The sequence below is a fragment of the Avibacterium gallinarum genome (assembly GCF_002921135.1).
Classification (GTDB): Bacteria; Pseudomonadota; Gammaproteobacteria; order Enterobacterales; family Pasteurellaceae; genus Avibacterium; species Avibacterium gallinarum.
This window is the reverse complement of sequence record NZ_PQVJ01000015.1, coordinates 1-24,004: the sequence shown is the minus strand read 5'-3', so window position 1 is coordinate 24,004 and position 24,004 is coordinate 1. Positions and strand designations below refer to the sequence as shown.

Below are 24,004 nucleotides of genomic sequence, written 5' to 3'. Positions count from 1 at the left end.
CACATCATTTTTCATCACATAAAAGAAAATGCCCTGCAAAACAGGGCATTAGGTTTACCTTAAGCATTTTTGGCTTCTGTTGTTTCTGCTAGTGCGGTGGAATTTTCTGGCGTTTTTTCGTTTTCTTCAGGAGCTAAGTTTTGCACCGACATAGCGGATTTCAAACTTTCTTGCTGAAGTTGTTTAGCCAATTCATTTTCACCGTTTTGCTCAAACACATAGGTCGCCATTGTAATATCATTTGGCTCAAGCTGTGCTTTATTTTCCAGCACTTTCTTGAATGCCTCACTCGCTTTGGCAAATTCACCATTACGCACATACAAGTAACCTAAAGCACGATTTGTGCAACAACAGCCTTGCTCTTTACTTTGTTTCGCGCGTTTTTCCATAATTTTCAGCAATTTACTGTTATCTACTGGTTGAACGCGGGTAATTTGTGTGCAAAGTTGTTGCGCCAGTGGGCTGTTGTCGTCCACTTTTTTCAAGGCTTCTAAGATCAATTTATAAGCGGTTTCGTGATCATCACTGTCAATTAAACGGCGGATTAATCCCACTTTCACATAAAGATCATTTTGACGTTTACGCGGTTGATCGTCCCACCATTTAAGCAAGCCGTCCACACCTTCTTCATTCATTTTCTCATCAAGCAAGCCATCTTCAACGCGATGTTGTAAGGTGGCAAATTCTTTGTCGGAATACAGCCCTGAATTTTCCACTTGATCAAGAATTTTGTCCAAGGCTTCAAAGGCGTGGGATTTTAAGTAAATCTCAACCGCGAGTTTCAACACTTCTTTATTGCGGTGGGTCATTACTAACAGGCTATCAATGGCACTGCGCGCAGCCGGCAATTTATTTTGCTGTAACAAAATTCGCGTGCGGGCAATCTCAACAAGCAGATTATCCGTGCCTGCCAATTCGGTCGCTTTAATTAAATAACGATTTGCGCCAAACTCATCACCACGCTGTTGCGCCGCTTCTGCCGCTTTAATAAAGTTTAGGATTGGCTCATCAGAATGTTTGGCGTTTTTACCAATCAATTTTTCTGCTTTAGAATATTGTCCTTCGTCCATTAGCATTAACCCTTCAAGGGTTTGTTTTTGCGCTTTAAGACGTTTACGGTGCGAGAACCAGCCATAGGTGCTGTTGCTCAAACGGCAGAATTTGGTGATGATCCATTCAATGCCATACACCACCGCCATTGCGATTACAAAGAAAATCACAAGGGTGGTGATGGACATTTCAATGCTGTATGTGCTGGTTTCTATTAGCACATAACCTTGTTTGCCCGATAAATAAGGGCCTGCGATTAAGCCGGCAAGTAACACCAGCATTAAAAATAGGGTTCTAAACATTGCTATTTCCTCTACTGTTGTGTTTGCTCAGATTTGTCAGAATTTTCTACCGCACTTTTATTTTCTGCATCAGGTTGTTTTTCTGCGTCAGCTTGATTTTCGCTCGGCTTTTCACTTTGGTTTGCATCACTTTGCGCTACATTGTTTTCAGCTTTGTCCGCTACTGGTTGTTCTACTGGAGCGGCTTTCGCTTCTTGTGCTGTTTCTTTAGCCACATCTTTATCTACGGAAATCTCAATTTTCTGCACTTCTTGTGATGGTTTATTAAGCAGTTTATCTAGCATATTTAGGCTGCTAAGTTGAGTTGGCACATCGACATAAATAGATTGCTCTGCCAGTTCGTCCACTTCATTTAAGAAAGTTTTTGCCACTTCCGTGTTGGTATCAAAATAACTTCTTACCCAAGATGCCACAGTTTCTAAAGATTGTTTATACAAATCATTTTGCTGACGCGGCACCGCCATAATCGCTAGCTGTAAGCGTAAACGAATGTTTTCACGCAAATAAATATCTTGGTTTGGTGCAAGTAAGGCTTTGCTTTCAGCATTTTTTGGTGTAACACGAATAAAATGGTTTAAGAAAGAGGTCGCGCTTTTCTCCGCATTTTCTTTCCAATCTTCCCAAGAACCACTTAATTTTTCGTTAGCTGGATTTGGATCATCAAAATTCACGTTTAGCACGGTGAGTTCGTCCACGTTATTTGCCAGCTGAGAAAGGTGTTGCATAATGGCGTTTTGATCGATATTGTTCACCGACAATAGCTGTTTTAAATCTGCATTAATGGCACTACGCACTTGCATCGCACGCGGATCAGACACCTTACTTAAGGTTTCATCAGCCACTTTTAATAGGGAAACAGCGGTATCCACATCATTATCTAGCACTAATTTACGTAACGCATTGTTTAATAAGAAATCTGCTTCAGAAAGCAACCAATCATTCGGCTGTGCCGTTTTCTGTGCATTACTTAAATTCTTAACTTGATTTTGTAATGAAGTGATTTGTTGATCCTTAATTTCCACCATTTTTTCTAACGCCGTTAATTTGTCGTTGGTGGATTGGCTAGTTTGAGCAAGCTGTGCAATTTTTGCTTGATCTTGTTTTAATGCGGCTAAATCGCTATCCATTAAGCCCTGTACGTTGGCTGGCACAGCGCGTTGTTCTAGGGCGGTTAATCGGCCTTGCACTTTGGTTAAATGCTGTTCCGCAAAATAATAGCCTGCGCCGCCTAGGCCTAACGCTACCAATAAGGCTAAAATCGCCACACCCGTACCGCCTTTTTTAACAATGACGGTTTGTGGCTCAGCAGCCGATTGGCTTGCTTCTGTTTCAGAGGATTTCGCTTGTTGCGATAGTTCATCGCGTTCTTGAGTTTGCTCTTTTTCTTTCATTGTTGTTTGCTCTTCCGTTACTTGGGCTTGATTTGAATCGGTGTCCTGCTGCACTTCCAACACATTTTGTTCTGTGTTTTGGGGATTCGCTTCGCTTTCTCGGTTTGCTTGCTGTTGGCTGGTTTGAACAGTAGGTTCTTGTTCTACTTCTTTTCCTACTTCGTGTTGTTCGACTTCTTGCTGTACGGGCTGTACGGGCGAGGTTTCCGTTAAACGATTTTTCCCCATTTTTTTGCCGTGATGTTTAGCCATAATTTATTCCTTATGCTGATTAAACTTCATTTCGTTGCAATACCGCATTTAACATTGCTGAATTATTTGCTTTTGGCGAAATACGCACGTTTTGCCACCCTTTTTCTTGGGCGAAATGAGCAATTCTTTCGCTAATTGTAATTAATCCACAAGACATTAACCAATTATGTTCATTTTTTGGCACAAAATCCAGCAATGAACGTAAAATTTCTTTACTCGTTACCACAATTTCACTGATTCCAGCGCGTTTTAACATACTCACTTGCTCTGCCTTATCATAAATCAGCGGTTCGCGGCGATAACATTCGAGAGTTTGAATTGTTGCCCCACGCGACTTAGCTTGCTCGGAGAAAAACTCACGGCCACCATTACCGCGTAAAATCAAAATGGTTTTACCGTGCAAATTTTCCATTGCCGATAAAGAAAGCACGCCCTCACTGGTTTCTTGCTGAAAAGGATAATGAATATTCTGTTCTGTTTGACTTGAAAAGACCTGCGCGGTTCGCTGTCCGACCGTAAAATAATGTAAATCTGCTCGCCATTGAAAGCCCGCTTGCTTCAGGCTTTCTGCGCTATAAGTTACCGCATTTTGCGATACCACAAAAACATAATCACCTGCGTTGAGTTGATTTAGCTGACGGGGTAAATCATTCAGTTCACGCCCAGCTTGAATGGAAAAGAGCGGAAAATGAATGGCTGCAATACCTGCCTTTGCAAGCATTTCCACCAGTTGCTTGCCCTTTTCATCAGGGCGCGTAACCAACACTGCCATTTTCTTTTCCTTGCTGTTATAAGCCTAGGCGATCAAATACCAAGGGCTTGCAAAATTTCATCAGCCCCTTGTTTTAACAGGCTTTCTGCCACTTGCACGCCTAATTCTTGTGAATTTTCCACCGCACTTTGATTTTCTGCACGAATGATTAAGCTGCCGTCTGTTTTGCCTACCAAGGCTTTGAGATAAAGCTGGTTGTCGCGAATTACCGCATAGCCTGCGATGGGTACTTGGCAACCACCTTGTAAGTGGTTATTCATTGCTCGTTCTGCTAGCACACAGGCGGTGGTTTCGGCGTCAGCCAATGGCGCTAATAATTGTTGAGTTTCTAGATCATCAGTGCGACATTCAATGCCCACTGCACCTTGTCCTGCTGCTGGCAAAGAGGTTTCGGTATCAATGAAAGAAGCGATGCGATCCGCCATTCCTAAACGAATTAAGCCTGCGGAAGCTAAAATAATGGCATCATACTCACCGTTATCTAATTTGCTCAAGCGCGTTCCCACATTGCCGCGCAAGGATTGAATATTCAAATCAGGGCGTAAGGCTTTCAGCTGACACTGGCGGCGCAAACTTGATGTGCCCACCACCGCGCCTTCAGGTAGCTCATCTAAAGTGCGGTAAGAATTTGACACAAATGCATCGCGCGGATCTTCACGTTTACAAATCACGCTCAAACCTAATCCTGCAGGAAATTGCATTGGCACATCTTTCATTGAATGTACCGCAATATCTGCTTCGCCATTTAATAAGGCGTTCTCTAACTCTTTGACGAATAAGCCTTTGCCGCCAATTTTGGCTAAAGGCGTGTCTAAAATCACATCGCCTTTGGTAACCATTGGCACAAGCTCCACCGTAAGTTGTGGGTATAATTGAGTTAAACGATCTTTAATATAGTTAGCTTGCCATAATGCCAAAGGGCTACGGCGCGTGGCGATTTTGAGTAGTTTTTTTGTCGTCATCGTGCAAAAAAGAAGATTAGAAATAATTGCCTTATCCTATCACTGTTGCTGAAAAATGTCAGTTTCCATTTAATTTTTTTGCTTTCCTATGAGGCAAGTGATAGAGTAATACTTCAATTTCCTTGTGTGAAATTCGAGGAAATTGTTCATTTATCAATCCCTCTTTCCTAGGATATAAATTGAATTACGATATTAATAGTGCGAAAAAGCAAGTGGAATATCTGGATAACTTACGTTTTGAGCGTGCAATTTCAGGTAGTTCAACACAATTTAACCAAGTATTTCAGACCATTAGCTTATTATTGCACCTCAATCATCATCAACTGCCGGGGTATATCGAAAATGCCCCCGCTGGGATTGTTGATTTTGTGTTATCGGATTATCAACGCGAATATCTTTCCGCACGTTTTGATTTAAGCGAACAAGAAATTGAAAATTCGCCATTTTCCCACCGCACTTTCTTTCCTGTGCTTGGCGTTTATGTTATGGGTAGTATTGCCTCAATTAGCCAAACGTCCGTTTCAGATTTAGATATTTGGGTTTGCCACCACCCACAAATTAGCCCTGAAGATCGCCATTTATTAAGCCAAAAAATGGAGGCGTTACAGCAATGGGCATTAACTCTAGGGGTGGAAATTAATTTATATCTAATGGATCAAAACCGCTTCCGCTGCTTTCGTTATGCCGATCCTTTGACGGCGGAAAATTGCGGCTCAGCACAATATATGCTGCTGCTTGATGAATTTTATCGTTCCGCCATTCGCCTTGCGGGTAAACCCCTATTGTGGCTGCATTTGGCGGTAGAAAACGAAAAAGATTACGAAAATGAAGTGGCTCGTTTAATCGAAGAAAAGGTGATCGATCCTGATGATTGGGTGGATTTCGGCGGCTTAGGAGCATTTTCTGCTAATGAATATTTTGGTGCAAGTTTATGGCAACTCTACAAGGGGATTGATTCGCCTTATAAATCCGTCTTAAAAATTTTGTTGCTGGAAACCTATTCAGCGGACTATCCCGACACTTACCTGATTGCACAAGAATTTAAAGCTCGCTTGCTTAATGGGGACAAAAAACATCATTTTGATCCTTATCTCACGATGCTTGAGCGGGTAACCAATTATTTGATCGGTCTTAACGATTTACGCCGTTTAGAATTTGTGCGCCGCTGTTTTTACATTAAAGCGAACGAATACAGCAACAAAGTGCCGAAAAACACTTGGCGCTTATCGCAATTACAAAATCTTGCCCGCACTTGGGGGTGGTCGAAAGATTTGGTGCAGGAACTTAATCAGCGTGCCTGTTGGAAAATAAAACGGGTGAAAGAAAGCCATAATAACTTAATTAAGTTTTTGATGTTCAGCTATCGCCATTTAGTGCAATTTGCCCGCAAATATAAGGTAAATTCCAGCATAATGCCGCAAGATATTAGCATTTTAACTCGTAAACTTTACACCGCCTTTGAAGAATTACCGGGCAAAATCACCCTGCTCAATGCGATGATTTCTTCTGATTTATCGGAAAAAAACATCACTTTTATTGAGGTGAAAAATAACCGTAATTTCAAAGATGGCTGGTATTTAGTCAATCAAACACCCGATATTCGCGGGTTTCAGCAACAGCGCTATGTGGAATATAGCGAAAACCTCAATAAACTCGTGGCGTGGGCATATTTTAACCGCCTACTTACGCCAAAAACTGAATTACATATTTTCAGCCCCAATGTTGATCTGCATAAATTACGCCACTTTGTCGCCGATCTTCGCTTGTCCTTGCCCGCCATCGTGCCTGTGGCAAGTAACGAAGAATTAAACCACAACTGCGAAATCAAAAATTTAGTGGTGTCGATCAACCTTACCAAAGATCCCACTGCACACTTATCTGAAGCCAAAGCCAGCATTGTCGCCAGTGATTTATTTAGCTTTGGCCCTGATGAAGAAAGTTTAGTCGGCAGCATCGATCTTACCTACCGCAATTTATGGAATGAAATTCGTACCCTGCACTTTGAAGGGCCAAATGCCATTTTGCTCGCATTAAAAGTGCTTTCTAACAAAATTTATCGTGGTGCAACTTCGCCACAAAGCGTCAATGTGTTTTGTTACAGCAAATATTATCAAAAAAACTTGCGCAACATTGTTACCGCCTTAATTCAAAAATGTATCAGTATTCAAGTGGGCGTGAGTGATGCACCACAAAATAATTTATTGCGTGTAGCAGGGAAAAACTGGCAATTTTTCTTTGAAGAACGCGGCATTAGCCTACAAGAAATCCACAATCCGCCATTGATTGATAACAATGATTTTAATGTCGAAGTGCAAGAGCTCATCGAACATAAAGAAAAGCCCCAAGCACGCAAAAAATATCCTTATGAAATTGACGCCTTTGCTAGCGAAGGCTTTTTACAATTTTTCTTTGAAAATAACTTGGATCACACATTCAACGTCTATATTTTAGATGAAGCCAACCGCATTGAGATTTATCGCAACTGTGAAGGCGAAAAAGAACAGAAAATTTATGAGATAAATCATATTTACCAGTCGGCAGGCTTGGAGGGAGATAATAATCCGTATAAAATTGTGCAACGAAATTTTAACTACCCACAATTTTATCAATTATTACCAAGTGATAATGGGATCAAAATTGTGCCATTTTATAGCCGTTTGGTGTCATCATAATAGGGGAAACTATGCTTGATAAAATGAAAATATTGCTCATTGACGATCATCCATTGATGCGTCGTGGCATAAAACAATTATTAGAACTTGATGAAGCATTTGAAGTCGTTGGAGATGCAGGGAGCGGCACGGAAGGCATTAATCTTGCGTTACGCACTTCGCCAGATTTAATCATTCTTGACTTGAATATGAAAGGGTTATCAGGATTAGACACCCTTAAAGCATTGCGCGCAGAAAATGTGGACGCTCGCATTATTATTCTCACCGTTTCTGATGCGAAAAATGATGTGTTCACCCTAGTGGACGCAGGTGCAGATGGTTATCTATTAAAAGATACCGAGCCAGATCTACTACTTGGGCAAATCAAACGCATTGCACAAGGCGAAGTGATTTTAAGTGATTCCATTAAAGATCTGCTATTAGAACAGCGCCCAGAACAAGATCCAATTTACACCTTAACGGATCGCGAAATGGACGTATTACGCCTTATCGCCACAGGCTTATCCAATAAACAAATTGCAGCGCAGCTTTTCATTTCAGAAGAAACGGTAAAAGTGCATATCCGCAATTTGCTGCGTAAACTAAACGTTCATTCTCGTGTTGCCGCCACAGTGCTTTATTTCCAACACAAAGGTGCTTAACCATTTCAAAACAAAAGAGCGGTGAAAAATCCGCTCTTTTTTCTTATCTTTTTCTTTTATCTCTACTTCTTTCTCGTTCTACAAAAACTTAACAAAAAAGCACCGCACTAACTTTATTACAATAAATGGAAAATCGTGCAAAATAGAAGTGCGGTTGGAAATTTTGGTGTTTTTATTTCTGAAATAGATGACCCAACAAACTCAAAATATTTTTATTCAGAAATCCACAGTGGCAGTTTGATCACAACACGCAACCCGCCAAGATGGCTTGAGGCTGCCCAAACTTTTCCTTGATGTTCACGGATAACATTGGCGACAATCGCAAGCCCTAGCCCTGTGCCGCCTGTTTCGCGGGTTCTGGCTTCGTCAATACGGTAGAAAGGCTTGAAAATATTTTCATATTCACTAGTTGGAATGCCTGCCCCATTGTCATCAATCGCAATGACCATTGAATTATCTTCAACGAAGATCGTTGCTTCAATTTTAGAATGCGTGTATTTCAGCGCGTTGCGTAAAATATTTTCAATGGCACTGCAAATTAGCCCTTTGTTTCCATTGAGATAATATTGGCTTGGTTTATGGATAAGCTGTTTTACTTTAAAAGATAATTTTTTCTGTTCTGCCTCAAAGCGGCTATCTTTAATAATATCGTGCCAAATTTCGGTGATGGGGAAAATTTCTCGCAGAATGTGGCTGTTTAATTGCTGGCGCGAAAGCAAAAGCAGATCGTTGATCATTTCATCAAGGCGTACCGCTTCTTTTTCGATGCGTGCAATTTCTGCACTGCTGTTCACGCGGCGGCGTAATAATGCAAGTGCCAGTTGCAAGCGGGTGAGCGGCGTTCTTAACTCGTGTGAAATAGAGGAAAGCAAAGTTTGTTGATTAGAAAGCAGATCTTCTAAGGCAATCGTCATTCGGTTGAAACTTTGTCCTACTTGGCGTAATTCAATAGTCCCTTGGGTTTCAAGGGATTTGTCCACTTTAAAATTTCCTAACGCCACGGCATTTGCGGCTTGTTGTAAATGCCGTAATGGTCGTCCGATACTGCGTGAAAGCCACCACAGCAAGGGGGTGGAAATCAACATAATAAATAATATGAGAATACAAGGGCGGTCAAAAATGTAGGAAAGAATTTCTTTTTGTGGATTAACACGGCTGACAAAATAGAGCGTGTAAGGCACATCATTTTCTAAATTGAGATGTACGGTAAAAGGCCCTGCAATTTGAATGTCATAAAAGTTTTTTTTCAGCGGTTTTAATGTGGTGCTGGTGTGGTACATAAATTGCTGAATAGGGGCAATTTCTTCCTTTCTTGCGCCGAGAATATTGCCGTTTTGATCGGCAAGAACGGGGTGAATGCCATCAAATTTATCCACTGGGATAACTGGCACACCCGAGATAATATGTGCCAGTTGTTTATTACGAATGGCGGTGGATATTTCACCGTAATACCCCGAAACCTCTTCGTTGCCTAGCTCGGTGTAAATACGTGCGTCAAAATAAGGTAGTAAAAAAATCAATGCGAGGAGAAGAACAAAGGCGAGCCAGAATAAGGCAAAAATTCGCATTGAGAGCGTATTAAGAAAAGTTAATTTCATTTTGATTGAGTTTATTTAGACGCAACGAGCAGATAACCTTTGCCTCGTAATGTTTTGAACCAAGGGGAATCATCATTTCGTGGTGGAAGTTTTTTCCTTAAATTTGACATATGCATATCAATGGCACGATCAAAAGGCGTGAGCGGTTTACCAAGGATTTCCATACTCAAGTGCTCACGAGAAAGAATTTGCCCCGGGTTGGCAATAAGGATTTGTAATAAGGCAAATTCAGTACCTGTGAGTTCGAGATTTTTATCTTCATAAAGCACTTGCTGACGTCCCGGATAGAGGGTTAAACCACAAAACTCAATTTGCTGATTTTCTTCCGATTTGCTTTCATTCACTGAACTTGCTAGTTCGGTACGGCGTAAAATGGCTTTAATTCTTGCTACCAATTCACGATCATTGAAAGGTTTCGGTAAATAATCGTCCGCACCCAATTCTAAGCCGATAACGCGATCAATTTCATCGCCCCGTGCCGTGAGCATCATTACCGGTGTGGTGAAATGTTGCCTAATTTGTTTTAGGGTTTCAATGCCGTTTAATACAGGCATCATTATATCCAATAACACGAGGTGATAGCTGTTATCCAATTTGTCTAAGGCTTCTTTACCATTGTTTGCGGTATCTACCTCAAAGCCCTCTAACTGAAGTAATTCAGCCAGAAGTTCCACAAGTTCAATATCATCGTCCACTAATAATAATTTAGCCATTATGATTGGTCCTTATAATTAAGTGCGGTGTAATTTTGCCGAATTTTTTATTTCCAGAACTGCCACCAACGTTTGTTTTGACTTTCTGAAGCTTCAATCACCACATTGTTGATTTCTTTTTCACCGGCTGTTGGCAATGGCTTATCTAAATCAAGATGAGTAACCACCCCTTGCTTATCAAAGTTTACGATAAAGGTGTGTTGTTCTGGCGTTTGGTAAGCCTTTTGGATAAGGAAAACATAATACCAAGTGTCATTACTAAATGGGTCAATTAAAACAGGTGTGCCCAATAAATATTGCACTTGTTGCTTATTCATTCCCACTTTTACTTGATCCACCGTGGCAGCTTCAAGATAGTTACCCTGCGGCACATCAATACGATACACCACTTTGCTTACGGTTGAACAAGCCGTTACACTTAGCGCTAACATTGCTGCTGTAATAAGAGTTTTTAACTGCATATTGGTTACCTTTTATTCTTTAATAATGAAGGGGATAATACCTAAACTTCGCCCTATTGCCAAATTAATTCTAGCCTTTTAGCCAGCGTTGTAATTGATCACGCAAATTTGGTGGCAAACCTTTAATCGTGAGCGTATCACCCATTTCGTCCCAAATCACACGTTGATTAATTAGCTCCGCATCAAAACTGATGGTTACCCCTTTGCCAGAGCCTGAAAACTTGGTTAAGCCTTTCAACGCTGAACGCACCGGAGGAATATGCTCTTCCAAGCCATAATCTTGCGTTTGGGTAAAATCTGCAAAAGACTGCTCGTTTAGAGTGGGCAAGCTATCGGAAAGTTCCCGCAATTCAATTTCTTCCCCAGCGCTCATTTGTCCTTTGCAATATTCAAACACTTGCTTTTTCACCGCTTGCGATTGCTCATTGTTTAATTCGCCTTGTTCGCAATAATCGCTCACCGCTTGCAATAAACATTGGTTTTGTACTTGCGGATTTAAGCCCTCTTCGGCTTGTAGAAAATCCATAAAAAAGTCGGCAATTTTACGCCCCACTTTTCCTTTAATAAAGGTAAGATAGCGGTTGGAATTGGCGTCCACTTGCAAATCGGTCAGGTTAATGCGTGCGGCAATGTCAAATTGGGTGAGATCCAAATATTGCGTACGATGAATTTCTAAATTTTCGTCCACCAACATACTGGCTCGGCTATCAAGCAAGGCAATAAATAAATAATCAGTGGCTAAAAAATTATATTGGCACAGCACGAAGGTTCCGCTATCAGCAAAGCTATATTTGCCTAACTCTTGGGCGAGTTTTTGCGCCGATTGGTGGCTAAACGGCAGGAAATCTAATTCATTTTCGAGAAAACGGTTAAGATTTTGCGCAAATTCTGACGCTTCCTCAAACACACCATAGGCTTTGGCTTTATTTTGATAACCTTGGTGTAGGTGCAACATCATTTGTTCGACTTCAGGGCTAATGGGCAACAGCTCATTGCGCAGCTGCACATCAAGCTGAATAGCCTCTTCTTGCTGGTGTTTGACCAATTGGTGTAACACAATTTGCTTAACCGTAATACTCATTTTTTAATCCATATTTATAAAAACAAATTTGTGCGATATTATAACCGCACTTTAGGCGAAAATATGCTAGCATACGCAAAATTATTCTCGGCCTTCAAATTTAACAACAATATTCATTATGGCGAAACAATCAAAATTTCAAGATAAACAAGTCGATACCTTATTAAATGAACTGATCGCAGTGTTTGAAAAACATCAAACGCCGGTGGATTTATCTTTAGTAGTGTTGGGCAATATGGTTACCAATGTCCTCAAAAATAATATGGGCCAACAGCAACGTATCGCTCTTGCTCAGGCCTTTTCTGATGCATTAATGAACTCTTTGAAAGAGAAACAATAATCAAATGTTTGGAATTAAAACAAGCAGACAATATCGTGAAAACACCTCGCGAAAAATCGCTTGGGGGCATTGGTTTGCTTTTTTTAATATCCTTTGGGCGATTGTCATTGGCGCACGTTACGCCTTTTTGATCGATTGGCCAGACACACTGTTTGGCAAGCTCTATTTTTTCATCAGCCTACTCGGGCATTTTAGTTTTATTGTTTTTGCCCTGTATTTACTGATTATTTTTCCGCTCAGTTTTATCGTAAAAAACAACCGCACTTTCCGTGGGCTGAGTGTGATTCTCACCACCATTGGTGCAACCTTATTATTAGTCGATACCGAAGTTTTCGCGCGCTTTAATTTTCACCTTTCTTCCCTTGTGTGGAATTTATTGGTCAATCCTGATAATGGTGAGCTTTCGCGTAACTGGCAACTGTTCTTTGTGCCAATGCCGATTATTCTATTGATTCAAATGCTATTTTCTCGTTGGTCGTGGGAAAAATTGCGCAGCCTTGAACGGCAAAAATGGCTCAAGGGCCTAGGCGTATTCTTTGTTTGTACCTTTATTGCCACTCATTTAATTTATGCTTGGGCAGATGCCTTTATCTATCGCCCGATCACAATGCAGAAATCCAATTTTCCGCTGTCTTACCCAATGACGGCGCGCTCTTTCTTGGAAAAGCACGGTTTCTTAGATAAGGATCAATATAGCCAAACTCTAGAACAAGAAGGGCGACCTGAAGCCTTAAAGATTGATTATCCAAAATCGCCGTTGCATTTTACTCCAGTTAAGCCAAGCAATATTCTGATGATCACGGTATCTGGACTGCGTTATGATGCTGTCAGCGCAGACAAAATGCCAAAACTCAGCGCCTTTGCCGAGCAAGCCACGCAGTATCTCAATCATTACAGCACGGGCAATAACAACAACACCGCCTTAACAGGCTTGTTCTACGGATTAACGGCGAACTACACGGATAGCCTATTAAGCAACAAAACGCCATCAGTACTCATTAACGCACTCAAACAAGAGAAATCCGCTTATCAGTTGGGATTATTCGCCAGCGATGGATTTCACGCCAGTTTATTAAGCCAGAATGTGTTTAATCAACAAAAATTAGATCACAAAGTACGCAGCAATCAAGCCAGCGTGCAACAATGGCAAAATTGGTATGCCAAACGCCATAGCGAAAAACCTTATTTCAGCTATTTAAGTTTAGCCATTCCAAAAGACTTAAATGAAACAGGCTATGCGCTTCAACTGAATGAATTGGACGGTTTGCTAGATAGCGTATTAAGTCAAGTGGATCGCCAAAACACGTTAATTTTGATCACCGCCGAAGAGGGCTATCACTTCAAGCCATTAAGTGAAAAACAACAAAGCAACTATTTTGCCCCAGAACAAATTCAGGTTCCGCTGATTATTGCGTGGCAAGGGCTAGCGCAAGGTCAAGTGGAAAAACTCACCAGCCACACAGACATTTTGCCTGCCTTAATGAAACATTTATTTGGCGTGCAAAATCCCGCTTCTGATTATGCGCAAGGCGTGGATTTATTTAACCCTGCCTTACGCCGCACTTGGGTGCAAGCAGGCAATTATCGCTGGAATGTGATCATCACCGCCAACGGCACGCAATATCATATTGATCGGCGCGGAAATTATCAAAAATATGACCGCACTTATGAAAAAGCCTCTTCACGCACGCCACCGCTTGGCTTGTTCTTAGAAGTGTTTAATCAAGATAGTGCTTTTTTCGAAAAATAAAACGAATAAAAATCAGGCAACCAATAGTTAAAACCAATTATATTTTTACTATTGAACCGCTTATACTATCGCCCCAGCAAAGGCATTTCGCCTGTTTTATTATTCAAATCAATCTGGACAAGATAGAATGTTATTAAGTAAAAATCTGCGAATTTTTCATAACATTACACAACACACCAATCAAGACGCTCACCGCTTGAGCGCAAAGCTATTTTCTCTTAATAACAAGATCCCACTTTATTGGGATTTTTTCATATCTAGCCTATTGTCCGCCTCGCTTTCATTATTACGGAGAAAATTATGCGTAATCACGTTCGTAGCTTTAAAACCTATATCAGAGATGAAATTATCAAGAAAGGCGGTTGGGTAAACTCACACGCTCACGCTGACCGTGCGTTCACGATGACGCCGGAAAAAATTGGCATTTATCATACGAGCAACTTGCAACAAAAATGGGATTTAGTGGACGAAGTCAAACGCACTTCCACCGTAGATGACTATTACGCGCGCTTTTGCCAAGCTATTGAATTGATGATCTCGCAAGGGGTAACCGCCTTTGGTACTTTTGTGGATATTGATCCCATTTGTGAAGATCGCGCCATCATCGCTGCCCACAAAGCTCGCGATGTGTATAAACACGACATCACCCTTAAATTCGCCAATCAAACCCTGAAAGGCGTAATTGAGCCCACCGCAAAAAAATGGTTCGATATTGGCTCGGAAATGGTGGATATGATCGGCGGGCTACCTTATCGTGATGAGCTGGATTACGGACGTGGCTTGGAAGCAATGGATATTCTGCTCGATAAAGCAAAATCCCTCGGCATTATGTGCCACGTTCACGTTGATCAATTCAACACACCAAAAGAAAAAGAAACGGAACAGCTGTGCGACAAAACCATTGAACACGGAATGGAAGGACGCGTGGTGGCGATTCACGGTATTTCCATCGGCGCACATTCTCGTGAATATCGCTACAAACTGTACGAAAAAATGCGCCAAGCGCAAATGATGATGATCGCCTGCCCAATGGCGTGGATTGACAGTAACCGTAAAGAAGATTTAATGCCGTTCCACAATGCGCTCACCCCAGTTGATGAAATGATCCCAGAAAACATTACCGTTGCCATTGGCACGGATAACATCTGCGATTATATGGTGCCACTGTGTGAAGGGGATATGTGGCAAGAACTCAGCCTACTCGCCGCAGGCTGCCGCTTCCCAGATTTAGACGCAATGGTAAACATCGCCAGCATCAACGGACGAAAAGTACTGGGCTTGGACGTTTAACTACCGCAAATAAAATCCTCCACACACGGAGGATTTTTCACCTTATCAAACTCCCTGAATTTGAGGGGGCCATAATAAACAAAAGTGCGGTGGGATTTTTGATGATTTTTCTAGCTAACCTACATTCGCCGCAGGCTGCCGCTTCCCAGATTTAGACGCAATGGTAAACATCGCCAGTATCAACGGACGAAAAGTGTTGGGGTTGGACGTTTAACTGCCACAAATAAAATCCTCCACACACGGAGGATTTTTCACCTTATCAAACTCCCTGAATTTGAGGGGGCCATAATAAACAAAAGTGCGGTGGGATTTTCGATGATTTTTCTAGCTAACCTACATTCGCTACAAGCAGCCGTTTCCCAGATTTAAATGCAATGGTAAACATCGCCAGTATCAACGGACGAAAAGTGCTGGGCTTGGACGTTTAACTACCGCAAATAAAATCCTCCACACACGGAGGATTTTTCACCTTCTCAAACTCCCTGAATTTGAAAGCCATAATAAACAAAAGTGCGGTGGGATTTTTGATGATTTTTCTAGCCAGTCCATAACAAGGCTTATCTCATTTGAGCTAATCTTTGACGTAAATCCTCTGCCGTTTGGCAGGTTTTAATATGCTCAAAAAGTGCGGTGGCTTGTGGGTAAGATTTTTTCAGATATTGTAGCCATTGTTTGGTGCGGGCAATGTGGTAAAAGCCGGTATCTTGCAGGTTTTCAATATGCGCATAGCGGTGCAGCAAAGGCATTACCCCTTGCGTCCAATCTAATTTTTCCTGATTAAACTTCACCACAAGGCTTAAGTTGGGAATGGTTAATGCACCACGTCCAATCATTACATCTTGGCAGCCTGTTATGGCAAGGCAGTCTTGCGCGTCTTGCCAATGCCAAATTTCACCATTTGCGATGACAGGAATGGTTAAGCGTTGACGAATTTCACCAATTTTCTGCCAGTTGATCTTTTCTGCACGATAGCCATCGGTTTTGGTGCGTCCGTGAATGGTGATTTCCGTACCGCCACCTTGTTGCACCGCATCCGCAATTTCAAAGGCGCGATTATCGCTATCCCAGCCCAAACGCACTTTCACGCTTACTACTTGCCCTTTCGGTAGGGCTTCGCGTAAAGCTTTGGTGGCTTGGTAAATCAATTCGGGCTGCTTTAATAATGCCGCACCACCGTGGCTACCATTCACCGTTTTAGACGGACAACCACAGTTAAAATCAATGCCGTGCGATCCCAATTCCACCGCCAACACCGCATTTTCCGCCAGCCACTGTGGGTGTTGCCCTAAAAGTTGTACGCGTACGGGTGTTCCCGCGGGCGTTCGCCCACCGCGCTGCAGTTCTGGACATAAACGGTAAAAAGTTTTGACTGGCAAACGCTGATCCACCACACGCACAAACTCCGATACGCACAGATCATAATCGTTAATTTCAGTCAAAAGCTGCCGCACAAGGGGATCAAGCACGCCCTGCATTGGCGCGAGGAAAACACGCATTTTATTTACTATTACTCTTTTGATAAAAATAAAAAAGCTGAATTTTTCACCGCACTTTGTTATTTGAGAAAAACGGTAAAAAATTCAGCAATGAAGAAAGGTTTACTTCCACCCTTTCGCTTTACAAATCAAATCATAAGCGGCTTGAATTTGTTGGGTTTTTTCTTTCGCCATTTCGAGCATTTCTTCTGGTAAGCCTTTGGCGACTAATTTATCGGGGTGGTTTTCGTTCATTAAACGGCGGTAAGCACGTTTTACTGTGGCGCGGTCGTCATTTTCGCTCACGCCAAGCACGTTGTAAGCATCTTGCAAGGTTGGGCCGCTGTGTGCTTGATAACCACCCCCCTGATAGCCGCCTTGTTGATAATCGCCCTGTTGTGAGCCGTTATATTCATAATAAAAACCACCGCGGCTGAATTGGCGAGCGGCAATTTCTGCCATTAGAATCTGTTGGAATTGGAAACTAGATAAGCCCAATTCTTCCGCCACCACTTGTAGCACTTCTTTTTCATTTTCGTGCAGGTGATCATCAGCAAAAGCGGCTTGCAGCTGAACACGCAAGAACATTCTTAATAGATCACTACGCTGACCGCAGGCTTGGCAAAATTCGCGGATCACTTGGCGTAGCGGAAAATTCGGATCTTTACCACGATTAAAGGCTTCTTGTGCCAATTTACGCCCTTTGTCGTCCAAATTCATTTGGTTCATTAGGTTATTAGCAAGGGCAATGTCATCTTGCGTAACCCGTCCTTTCGATTTAGACAAATGCCCTAGCACCGCAAAGGTGGTTTGCATAAACAAGGATTGGCGGGTTTCTTTGCGTTTGAAAAAGCTCGAATTGACGCTACCTAGTTCATACAATTTTTTGTCGGCTAAATGCCCTAAATAAGCACCAACCAGCCCACCAAAAAAGCCGCCAAAACGGTAGCCAATGAAAAAACCTAATAACTTTCCAATAAAACTCATTCTGTTCTCCAACTTGAGTTATGCATAAAATCTTGAGTTATACATAAAATAAAGTGCGGTGCGTTTTTCGCGATTTTTATACGCTGTATTTTAGATGCCATATTGCTCACGATAAGCACGCATCGCAGGCAAATATTGTTGATAATCCGCCTCTTGCTCAATAAATTGCATTAAATCGTCAAAATCAATAATCGAAAGCACGTTGCATTGATAATCGCGTTCCACTTCTTGAATGGCAGAAAGCGTGCCTTTGCCACGTTCTTTACGATTTAACGCAATCACTACTGCACTTAATTTCGCTTGATTTTGTGCGATTAAATCCATTGCTTCGCGAATTGCCGTGCCAGCGGTGATCACATCGTCCACCAATAGCACCTTGCCTTGCAATGGGCTGCCAATTAAATTGCCGCCTTCGCCGTGATCTTTGGCTTCTTTACGGTTAAAACACACTGGTTTATCAATGCCATATTGCTTAAACAGCGCCACCGACACCGTGGTGCCAATGGGAATGCCTTTGTAAGCAGGGCCAAAAATCACGTCATAATCTAAGCCGCTTGCTTGAATGGCGGCGGCATAAAATTCGCCTAAACGTGCTAAATCCGCGCCTGTATTAAACAAACCTGCATTAAAGAAATAAGGGCTAATGCGCCCAGATTTCAAGGTAAATTCGCCAAATTTCAGCACATTACGGCTGAGCGCGAATTTGATAAAGTCGATTTTGTAGCCTTGCATTTGCGCCCCCAATTATGCTTGCTCTAAGGCTTCACGCTGCGCGTTGAAGATCACTTCACAGCCTTGTTTTGCAAGATCTAACAGGGTTAATAACTCTTCGTGGGAGAATGGCTCGCCTTCTGCTGTGCCTTGCACTTCGATCATTCGGCCATCATCGGTCATCACCACGTTCATATCGGTTTCGGCGTTGCTATCTTCCACATATTCCAAATCGCATACCGCTTCGCCCTCTACAATGCCCACCGAAATGGCTGCTACTAAGCCTTTGATTGGATTGTTTTTTAGCGCACCTTTTTGCATTAAGCCGTTGATCGCGTCCACTAATGCCACGCAAGCCCCAGTAATAGAAGCCGTACGCGTGCCGCCATCGGCTTGGATCACATCACAATCCAAGGTGATAGAACGCTCACCAAGGGCGGTGAGATCCACCATTGCACGCAAAGAGCGGGCGATTAAACGCTGAATTTCCATCGTGCGTCCGCCTTGTTTTCCTTTGGCCGCTTCACGTTGCATACGGCTGTGAGTGGAGCGTGGCAACATACCATATTCTGCCGTAACCCAACCTTGGTTTTGCCCTTTTAAGAAACGTGGCACACTTTCATCAACACTGGCGGTGCAAAGCACTTTGGTTTCGCCAAATTCCACTAACACCGAACCTTCGGCATATTTAGTGAAATGGCGGGTGATTTTAATTGGGCGGGGTTGATTTAATGGGCGATCATTCGGACGCATTGGAAATTCCTTACTCATTCATAAAATGGCGCTCATTCTAACACGCAAACTGACAGATGAGAAATTTAACGGTAGAATAGGCGGCAATTTTTAGCGTAAATTAAGGATTTATTATGATTTATAGTATGACGGCCTTTGCCCGTTATGAAATCAAGCAAGATTGGGGCAATGCGGTTTGGGAGATTCGTTCCGTTAATCAACGTTATTTGGAAACCGTCTTCCGCTTGCCAGAGCCATTTCGCGGTTTAGAAAACACCTTGCGAGAAAAATTACGCCAGCGTTTAACTCGCGGTAAGGTGGAATGTAATCTGCGTTTTGAAGGCAAACAGCAAGCCACAGCCAGCCTGAATTTAAACCAAGCCTTGGCGCAGCAGGTGATCCAATCCTTACAATGGATCAAACAACAAGCTGGCGAAGGGGAAATCAATCTTACCGATGTTCTGCGCTATCCCGGCGTGGTGGAAACCCCAGAGCAGGATTTAGATCGCATTAGCCAAGAATTGTTAGCTGGCTTTGAAGCGGCGCTTGATGAATTTATCGCAATGCGTGGGCGTGAAGGGGAAAAATTAAACGACTTGATCCAGCAGCGTTTAACGGCCATCGCCACTGAAAGTGATAAAGTGCGGTCAAAAATGCCAGAGATTTTGCAGTGGCAGCGTGAACGTCTGCAACAACGTTTTGACGAATTGCAATTACAAGCCGATCCGCAACGACTCGAGCAAGAAATGGTGCTATTAGCGCAGCGTATTGATGTGGCGGAAGAATTAGATCGTTTACAGCTGCACGTTAAAGAAACCCAACGCATTTTGCAAAAAGGCGGCGCGGTAGGGCGTAAACTCGATTTTATGATGCAAGAACTCAACCGCGAAAGTAACACGCTGGCGTCAAAATCCATTAGCGCGGAAATCACCAATTCTGCGGTGGAATTAAAAGTGCTTATCGAACAAATGCGTGAACAAATTCAGAATTTGGAATAATTTTTGGAATCTTTATGGCAATCATCAATCTCTCACAATATCGTGTTATTTCTGTACAAGGCATGGACGCAGAAAAATTTCTGCAAGGTCAGCTCACCTGTGATGTGAATGGGCTGGCAGACGGGCAATCCACCCTCACAGCCCATTGCGATCCAAAAGGAAAAATGAGCAGCGTATTTCGTCTGTTGCGTGAAAATGCCGAGCAGTTTTACTTGATTATCCGCCACGCCTTATTGCCCTCAGCGTTGGATAATCTGAAAAAATATGCGGTCTTTTCCAAAGTTGCCTTTGCAGAGCAAGATTGGCAAGTAATCGGACTATTGGATAAACAAAAGTGCGGTGCAATTTCGGCAGATTTTTGCCTTGAAATAGGGCAATCTGCGTGCGCGATGTTATTAAATAAAACCGCACAACAGATTAATTTTACTGGTGAAATTGCACAATGGGAGAAAACCATAATGCAAGCGGGCTACCCGATTTTATCGCCCGAGAGCCAAAACGAATTTATCCCGCAAGCCTTGAATTTACAATGTATCGAACAAGCCATTTCGTTCCAAAAAGGCTGTTATATCGGGCAAGAAACCGTGGCGCGAGCGAAATATCGTGGCATAAACAAACGCGCGATGTTCCTGTTTAACGCGCAAACCAACACGCCTGTTTCGCTGGGTTCAGAAATTGAAATACAGCTGGAAAATGGCTGGCGCAAAACAGGTTTTATCCTAAGTGCGGTGCATTTTGACGGCATTTTATGGCTGCAAGTGGTGATGAATAATCAGTTTGACGCAGATACGGCATTTCGTCTGTCTGGCACAGAAACAGCATTAAACCTCATTGAATTGCCTTACAACTTATCATAAAAATGAAAATTGGGCGTAATGCCCAATTTTGCTATTCAAACCAAATCAACGATGCCATTCTTCCCGTTTGTTTCTCTCGTCTAAAAGAAAAGAAGTTTTCCCGTTCTAAATAGGTGCAATGCTCGCCACCGCTAATTTGTGAAATGCCTAATTTGTTAAGGCGTAAGCGGGCGATGTGATAAAGATCCGCAAGGTATTTGCCTTGCTCGCTAGGATCTGGCACAAAGGCTTGTGCAGCATTGGGATCTTGCGCGATAAATTGTTGGCGAACATCTTCCCCCACTTGGAAAGATTTTGGCCCGATAGCCGGCCCGAGCCACGCAATAATCTCTTGTGGTTCAGCTTGAAATTGTTGCACCGTTTGTTCTAACACGCCATCACATAAACCACGCCAACCTGCGTGTGCGGCAGCGACTTCCGTGCCTTGTTGATTGGTAAACAAGACAGGCAGACAATCTGCGGTCATTACAAGGCAAACTTGGTTCGGTTGGTTGGTGTAAACCGCATCGGCATCTACATTGTTGCCCTCATAAGGCAAGCGGATCACCCTTGTGCTATGCGTTTGATTTAAGAAAAGCGGAAACTGCGGCAAATGAAATTGTTCCACCAACAAAGTGCGGTTGGTTTTTACCGAATTTTTGTCATCGCCAACGTGATCGCCCAGATTAAAGCTATCATAAGGCGCTTGGCTAACGCCGCCTTGACGTAAGGTGGTGAAAGCGTGGATATTGGCAGGGGCTGTCCAGTTTGGTTTGAGTGCGTCCATTTTAGTAATCCAATTCATCTTTATGAGCAAGGTAATCGACTTTTAAGGCATTCACTAAGCCAACAAAATCCTCTGGTAATGGCGCGTACCATTCCATTAATTCCCCTGTGATTGGGTGTTCCAAGCGTAACATTATGGCGTGCAACGCTTGGCGTTTGAAATCACGCAAGGTGGTAAGTAATTCCTCGCTGGCATTTTTCGGTGGACGTGGGCGTCCGCCGTAAGTTTGATCACCTAATAATGGGTGGGCGATATGCGCCATATGCACGCGAATTTGGTGAGTTCGCCCAGTTTCAAGGCGTAGGCGCAGGCGCGTGTAATTACGGAAACGTTCCATAATACGATAATGCGTTACCGCGGGCTTGCCCATTGGGTGAACCGCCATATGAGTACGCTTGGTTGGGTGGCGTGCCATTGGTTCGTCCACGGTGCCGCCTTGGGTCATAATGCCGTAAGCAATGGCTTCATATTCACGGGTGATTTTGCGTTTTTGCAGATCGCGCACTAATTTGGTTTGTGCAGGAATGGTTTTTGCCACCACCATTAAGCCGGTGGTGTCTTTGTCTAAACGGTGAACAATGCCCGCTCTTGGTACTTCTGCAATCGGTGGATAATGATAAAGCAAGGCATTGAGTACCGTTCCATTCGGGTTGCCTGCCCCGGGGTGAACCACCATATCTTTTGGCTTATTGATGACTAAAATATCATCATCTTCATAGACAATATTGAGCGGAATATTTTCTGGCTCAAAACGGGTTTCATCTTCTACTTCAACATTGATGGTAATCTGTTCGCCGCCATAAACTTTACTGCGTGGCACATTCACCACTTCACCGTTTACTTTCACCAGATCGCTTTCGATCCAAGTTTTTAAACGTGAACGAGAATAGTCTGGGAACATTTCCGCTAAGCTTTGGTCTAAACGTTGTCCCATTTGGCTTGGCAGAACTTCTGCCGATAAAGTAAGATATGCCATAAATAAATCCGTGAATAATTTGCTTATTTAGCAATGTGCTATAAAATACGGATCATTGTAACTTATTTATCATTGCTCGTAAAAAAGGAATCATCAATGCGTAAATTAAAATCTTTTACATTCGTTGCATTAGCCGCACTTGCCGTGAGTGCTTGTTCTAATTCATCAAAAGAGGTAGAGCAAGGCTCTGAACAAGAACTTTATGCCAAAGGGCAAACCTATTTACAAGACGGTGATTATTCCCAAGCGGTGCGCTATTTAGAAGCGGTAAAAAACCGTTTTCCTGCCGCAAATTACAGTGAGCAAACGCAGTTAGATTTAATTTATGCTTATTATAAATCGCAAGATTACACCAAAACCTTAGTGGCCGCAGAGCGTTTTTTACAGCAATATCCGAATAGTCCAAATGTAGATTATGTGATCTATATGGCAGGGCTAACCAATTTTGCCTCAGGTGAAAACTTCTTCCAAGATTTCTTTGGCGTTGATCGCGCAACCCGTGAAAACACAGCAATGAAAGCGGCGTTCGCAAATTTCCAAACCCTTGTAGATAATTTCCCCAATAGCACTTATGCGCAAGATGCCTTAGCAAGAATGGCTTATATTAAAGCCGCCTTGGCTCGCCACGAACTTGCCATTGCTAAATTCTATATGAAACGTAATGCTTATGTTGCCGTTGCCAACCGAGTAGTAGGAATGTTACAGCAATATCCTGACACCCAAGCCACTCTTGAAGCCTTGCCATTAATGAAAGAAGCTTATGAAAAAATGAATCTTCCTGAATTGGCAAAACAAACGGAAACCTTGATTCAGGCGAATAAAGATAAAAAATTCAGCGATATTGAAAAACCGAAAGACTTTGAATTAAATAAACCAAAATCTTAGCAAATAATGATCAAAAAGCCTCTATGCAATAATAGAGGTTTTTTATTGCCTAATTTTTAAGTGCGGTTGTTTTTTAAGAAAAATTCATCAAAATTTGACCGCACTTTAATTTTCTTTGTGCAGCTAGCTAATGAGTAATTTATTGGAAATTTAGAAGGAAAGATAAATGATGGTGCCCCCAACAGGACTTGAACCTGTGACCAATCGATTATGAGTCGACTGCTCTAACCGACTGAGCTATGGGGGCGGTAAGAGAGTGCTGATTATAGTGAAATATCCCAGCGAAGTCTATCATTCGCCAATTATGCGGCTTAAATTTGAACAAAAAAGCCTGATAACAAA

Annotated in this window: 22 protein-coding genes and 1 tRNA gene; 8 read left to right on the top strand and 15 right to left on the bottom strand. The window is 42.5% G+C overall.

Translation table 11 applies throughout. The features are described 5' to 3' along the window. Nucleotides 1–59 precede the first annotated feature (59 nt). The 4 genes from C3007_RS06120 to hemC form a co-directional block, all read right to left on the bottom strand. Nucleotides 60–1,352 carry a heme biosynthesis protein HemY gene (locus C3007_RS06120; protein WP_103853608.1) on the bottom strand — a complete coding sequence of 431 codons (1,293 nt, stop codon included), beginning with the start codon at nt 1,350–1,352 and terminating at the stop codon, nt 60–62. Nucleotides 1,353–1,363: 11 nt separating this feature from the next. Beyond that, a complete protein-coding gene (locus tag C3007_RS06115) occupies nt 1,364–2,743 on the bottom strand; it encodes a uroporphyrinogen-III C-methyltransferase (RefSeq protein WP_103853721.1) in 1,380 nt (459 codons plus the stop codon). 271 nt (nt 2,744–3,014) lie between these two features. Then, nucleotides 3,015–3,767 carry a uroporphyrinogen-III synthase gene (locus C3007_RS06110; RefSeq protein WP_103853607.1) on the bottom strand — a complete coding sequence of 251 codons (753 nt, stop codon included), beginning with the start codon at nt 3,765–3,767 and terminating at the stop codon, nt 3,015–3,017. Between the two features lie 32 nt (nt 3,768–3,799). Further along, nucleotides 3,800–4,729 carry a hydroxymethylbilane synthase gene (gene hemC / locus C3007_RS06105; RefSeq protein ID WP_103853606.1) on the bottom strand — a complete coding sequence of 310 codons (930 nt, stop codon included), beginning with the start codon at nt 4,727–4,729 and terminating at the stop codon, nt 3,800–3,802. A 179-nt stretch (nt 4,730–4,908) separates the two neighbouring features. Here hemC and C3007_RS06100 point away from each other — a divergent pair, with 179 nt between their 5' ends. Both C3007_RS06100 and C3007_RS06095 read left to right on the top strand, forming a co-directional pair. Beyond that, nucleotides 4,909–7,401 (top strand): class I adenylate cyclase, encoded by a 2,493-nt coding sequence (locus C3007_RS06100; protein WP_103853605.1) that lies wholly within the window; start codon nt 4,909–4,911, stop codon nt 7,399–7,401. A gap of 11 nt (nt 7,402–7,412) precedes the next feature. Next, on the top strand, nt 7,413–8,042 hold the full coding sequence (locus C3007_RS06095; RefSeq protein ID WP_103853604.1) for a response regulator: 630 nt from the start codon (nt 7,413–7,415) through the stop codon (nt 8,040–8,042). 212 nt (nt 8,043–8,254) lie between these two features. Here the strand turns inward: C3007_RS06095 and cpxA are convergent, their stop codons facing one another. From cpxA to yejK, 4 genes are all read right to left on the bottom strand, one after another. Beyond that, nucleotides 8,255–9,646, bottom strand: coding sequence for an envelope stress sensor histidine kinase CpxA (cpxA, locus tag C3007_RS06090; protein ID WP_370445394.1), 1,392 nt, complete (start codon nt 9,644–9,646; stop codon nt 8,255–8,257). A 5-nt stretch (nt 9,647–9,651) separates the two neighbouring features. Continuing rightward, nucleotides 9,652–10,353 (bottom strand): envelope stress response regulator transcription factor CpxR, encoded by a 702-nt coding sequence (cpxR, locus tag C3007_RS06085; protein WP_103853602.1) that lies wholly within the window; start codon nt 10,351–10,353, stop codon nt 9,652–9,654. Nucleotides 10,354–10,400: 47 nt separating this feature from the next. Next, on the bottom strand, nt 10,401–10,814 hold the full coding sequence (gene bamE, locus C3007_RS06080) for an outer membrane protein assembly factor BamE (protein WP_103853601.1): 414 nt from the start codon (nt 10,812–10,814) through the stop codon (nt 10,401–10,403). Nucleotides 10,815–10,884: 70 nt separating this feature from the next. Beyond that, nucleotides 10,885–11,895 carry a nucleoid-associated protein YejK gene (yejK, locus tag C3007_RS06075; protein ID WP_103853600.1) on the bottom strand — a complete coding sequence of 337 codons (1,011 nt, stop codon included), beginning with the start codon at nt 11,893–11,895 and terminating at the stop codon, nt 10,885–10,887. 118 nt (nt 11,896–12,013) lie between these two features. Here yejK and C3007_RS06070 point away from each other — a divergent pair, with 118 nt between their 5' ends. The 3 genes from C3007_RS06070 to C3007_RS06060 all read left to right on the top strand — a co-directional run bounded on the left by C3007_RS06070 (nt 12,014) and on the right by C3007_RS06060 (nt 15,275). After that, nucleotides 12,014–12,235 carry a YejL family protein gene (locus C3007_RS06070; protein WP_103853599.1) on the top strand — a complete coding sequence of 74 codons (222 nt, stop codon included), beginning with the start codon at nt 12,014–12,016 and terminating at the stop codon, nt 12,233–12,235. A gap of 4 nt (nt 12,236–12,239) precedes the next feature. After that, a complete protein-coding gene (locus tag C3007_RS06065; RefSeq protein ID WP_103853598.1) occupies nt 12,240–13,985 on the top strand; it encodes a DUF3413 domain-containing protein in 1,746 nt (581 codons plus the stop codon). Between the two features lie 300 nt (nt 13,986–14,285). After that, complete coding sequence (locus C3007_RS06060) at nt 14,286–15,275, top strand: amidohydrolase family protein (protein ID WP_103853597.1); 990 nt, start codon at nt 14,286–14,288, stop codon at nt 15,273–15,275. A gap of 557 nt (nt 15,276–15,832) precedes the next feature. Here the strand turns inward: C3007_RS06060 and dusC are convergent. The 4 genes from dusC to rph form a co-directional block, all read right to left on the bottom strand. Then, nucleotides 15,833–16,771: a tRNA dihydrouridine(16) synthase DusC gene (dusC, locus tag C3007_RS06055; protein ID WP_103853596.1), complete on the bottom strand. Its 939-nt coding sequence runs from the start codon at nt 16,769–16,771 to the stop codon at nt 15,833–15,835. 102 nt (nt 16,772–16,873) lie between these two features. Continuing rightward, a complete protein-coding gene (gene djlA / locus C3007_RS06050; RefSeq protein WP_103853595.1) occupies nt 16,874–17,737 on the bottom strand; it encodes a co-chaperone DjlA in 864 nt (287 codons plus the stop codon). Nucleotides 17,738–17,827: 90 nt separating this feature from the next. Continuing rightward, entirely contained in the window at nt 17,828–18,469 is a 642-nt protein-coding gene (gene pyrE / locus C3007_RS06045) for an orotate phosphoribosyltransferase (RefSeq protein WP_103853720.1), read from the bottom strand. Nucleotides 18,470–18,481: 12 nt separating this feature from the next. Continuing rightward, the gene (gene rph, locus C3007_RS06040; protein ID WP_103853594.1) at nt 18,482–19,201 is read right to left on the bottom strand and encodes a ribonuclease PH; all 720 of its coding nucleotides are present in this window, start codon (nt 19,199–19,201) and stop codon (nt 18,482–18,484) included. Between the two features lie 113 nt (nt 19,202–19,314). On the opposite strand from rph, the gene C3007_RS06035 reads away from it, so the two are divergent. Together C3007_RS06035 and ygfZ are read left to right on the top strand one after the other, a co-directional pair. Continuing rightward, complete coding sequence (locus C3007_RS06035) at nt 19,315–20,178, top strand: YicC/YloC family endoribonuclease (RefSeq protein WP_103853593.1); 864 nt, start codon at nt 19,315–19,317, stop codon at nt 20,176–20,178. A 14-nt stretch (nt 20,179–20,192) separates the two neighbouring features. Beyond that, nucleotides 20,193–21,035 (top strand): CAF17-like 4Fe-4S cluster assembly/insertion protein YgfZ, encoded by an 843-nt coding sequence (gene ygfZ / locus C3007_RS06030; protein WP_103853592.1) that lies wholly within the window; start codon nt 20,193–20,195, stop codon nt 21,033–21,035. Between the two features lie 31 nt (nt 21,036–21,066). Here ygfZ and pgeF read toward each other — a convergent pair whose 3' ends face one another. Next, a complete protein-coding gene (gene pgeF, locus C3007_RS06025; RefSeq protein WP_103853591.1) occupies nt 21,067–21,801 on the bottom strand; it encodes a peptidoglycan editing factor PgeF in 735 nt (244 codons plus the stop codon). 1 nt (nt 21,802) lies between these two features. Further along, nucleotides 21,803–22,777 (bottom strand): 23S rRNA pseudouridine(1911/1915/1917) synthase RluD, encoded by a 975-nt coding sequence (rluD, locus tag C3007_RS06020; protein ID WP_103853590.1) that lies wholly within the window; start codon nt 22,775–22,777, stop codon nt 21,803–21,805. A 96-nt stretch (nt 22,778–22,873) separates the two neighbouring features. Here rluD and C3007_RS06015 point away from each other — a divergent pair, with 96 nt between their 5' ends. Continuing rightward, nucleotides 22,874–23,662, top strand: coding sequence for an outer membrane protein assembly factor BamD (locus tag C3007_RS06015; protein ID WP_103853589.1), 789 nt, complete (start codon nt 22,874–22,876; stop codon nt 23,660–23,662). A gap of 170 nt (nt 23,663–23,832) precedes the next feature. Here C3007_RS06015 and C3007_RS06010 read toward each other — a convergent pair. Further along, a tRNA-Ile gene (locus C3007_RS06010) sits at nt 23,833–23,909 on the bottom strand. Between the last annotated feature and the right edge of the window lie 95 nt (nt 23,910–24,004).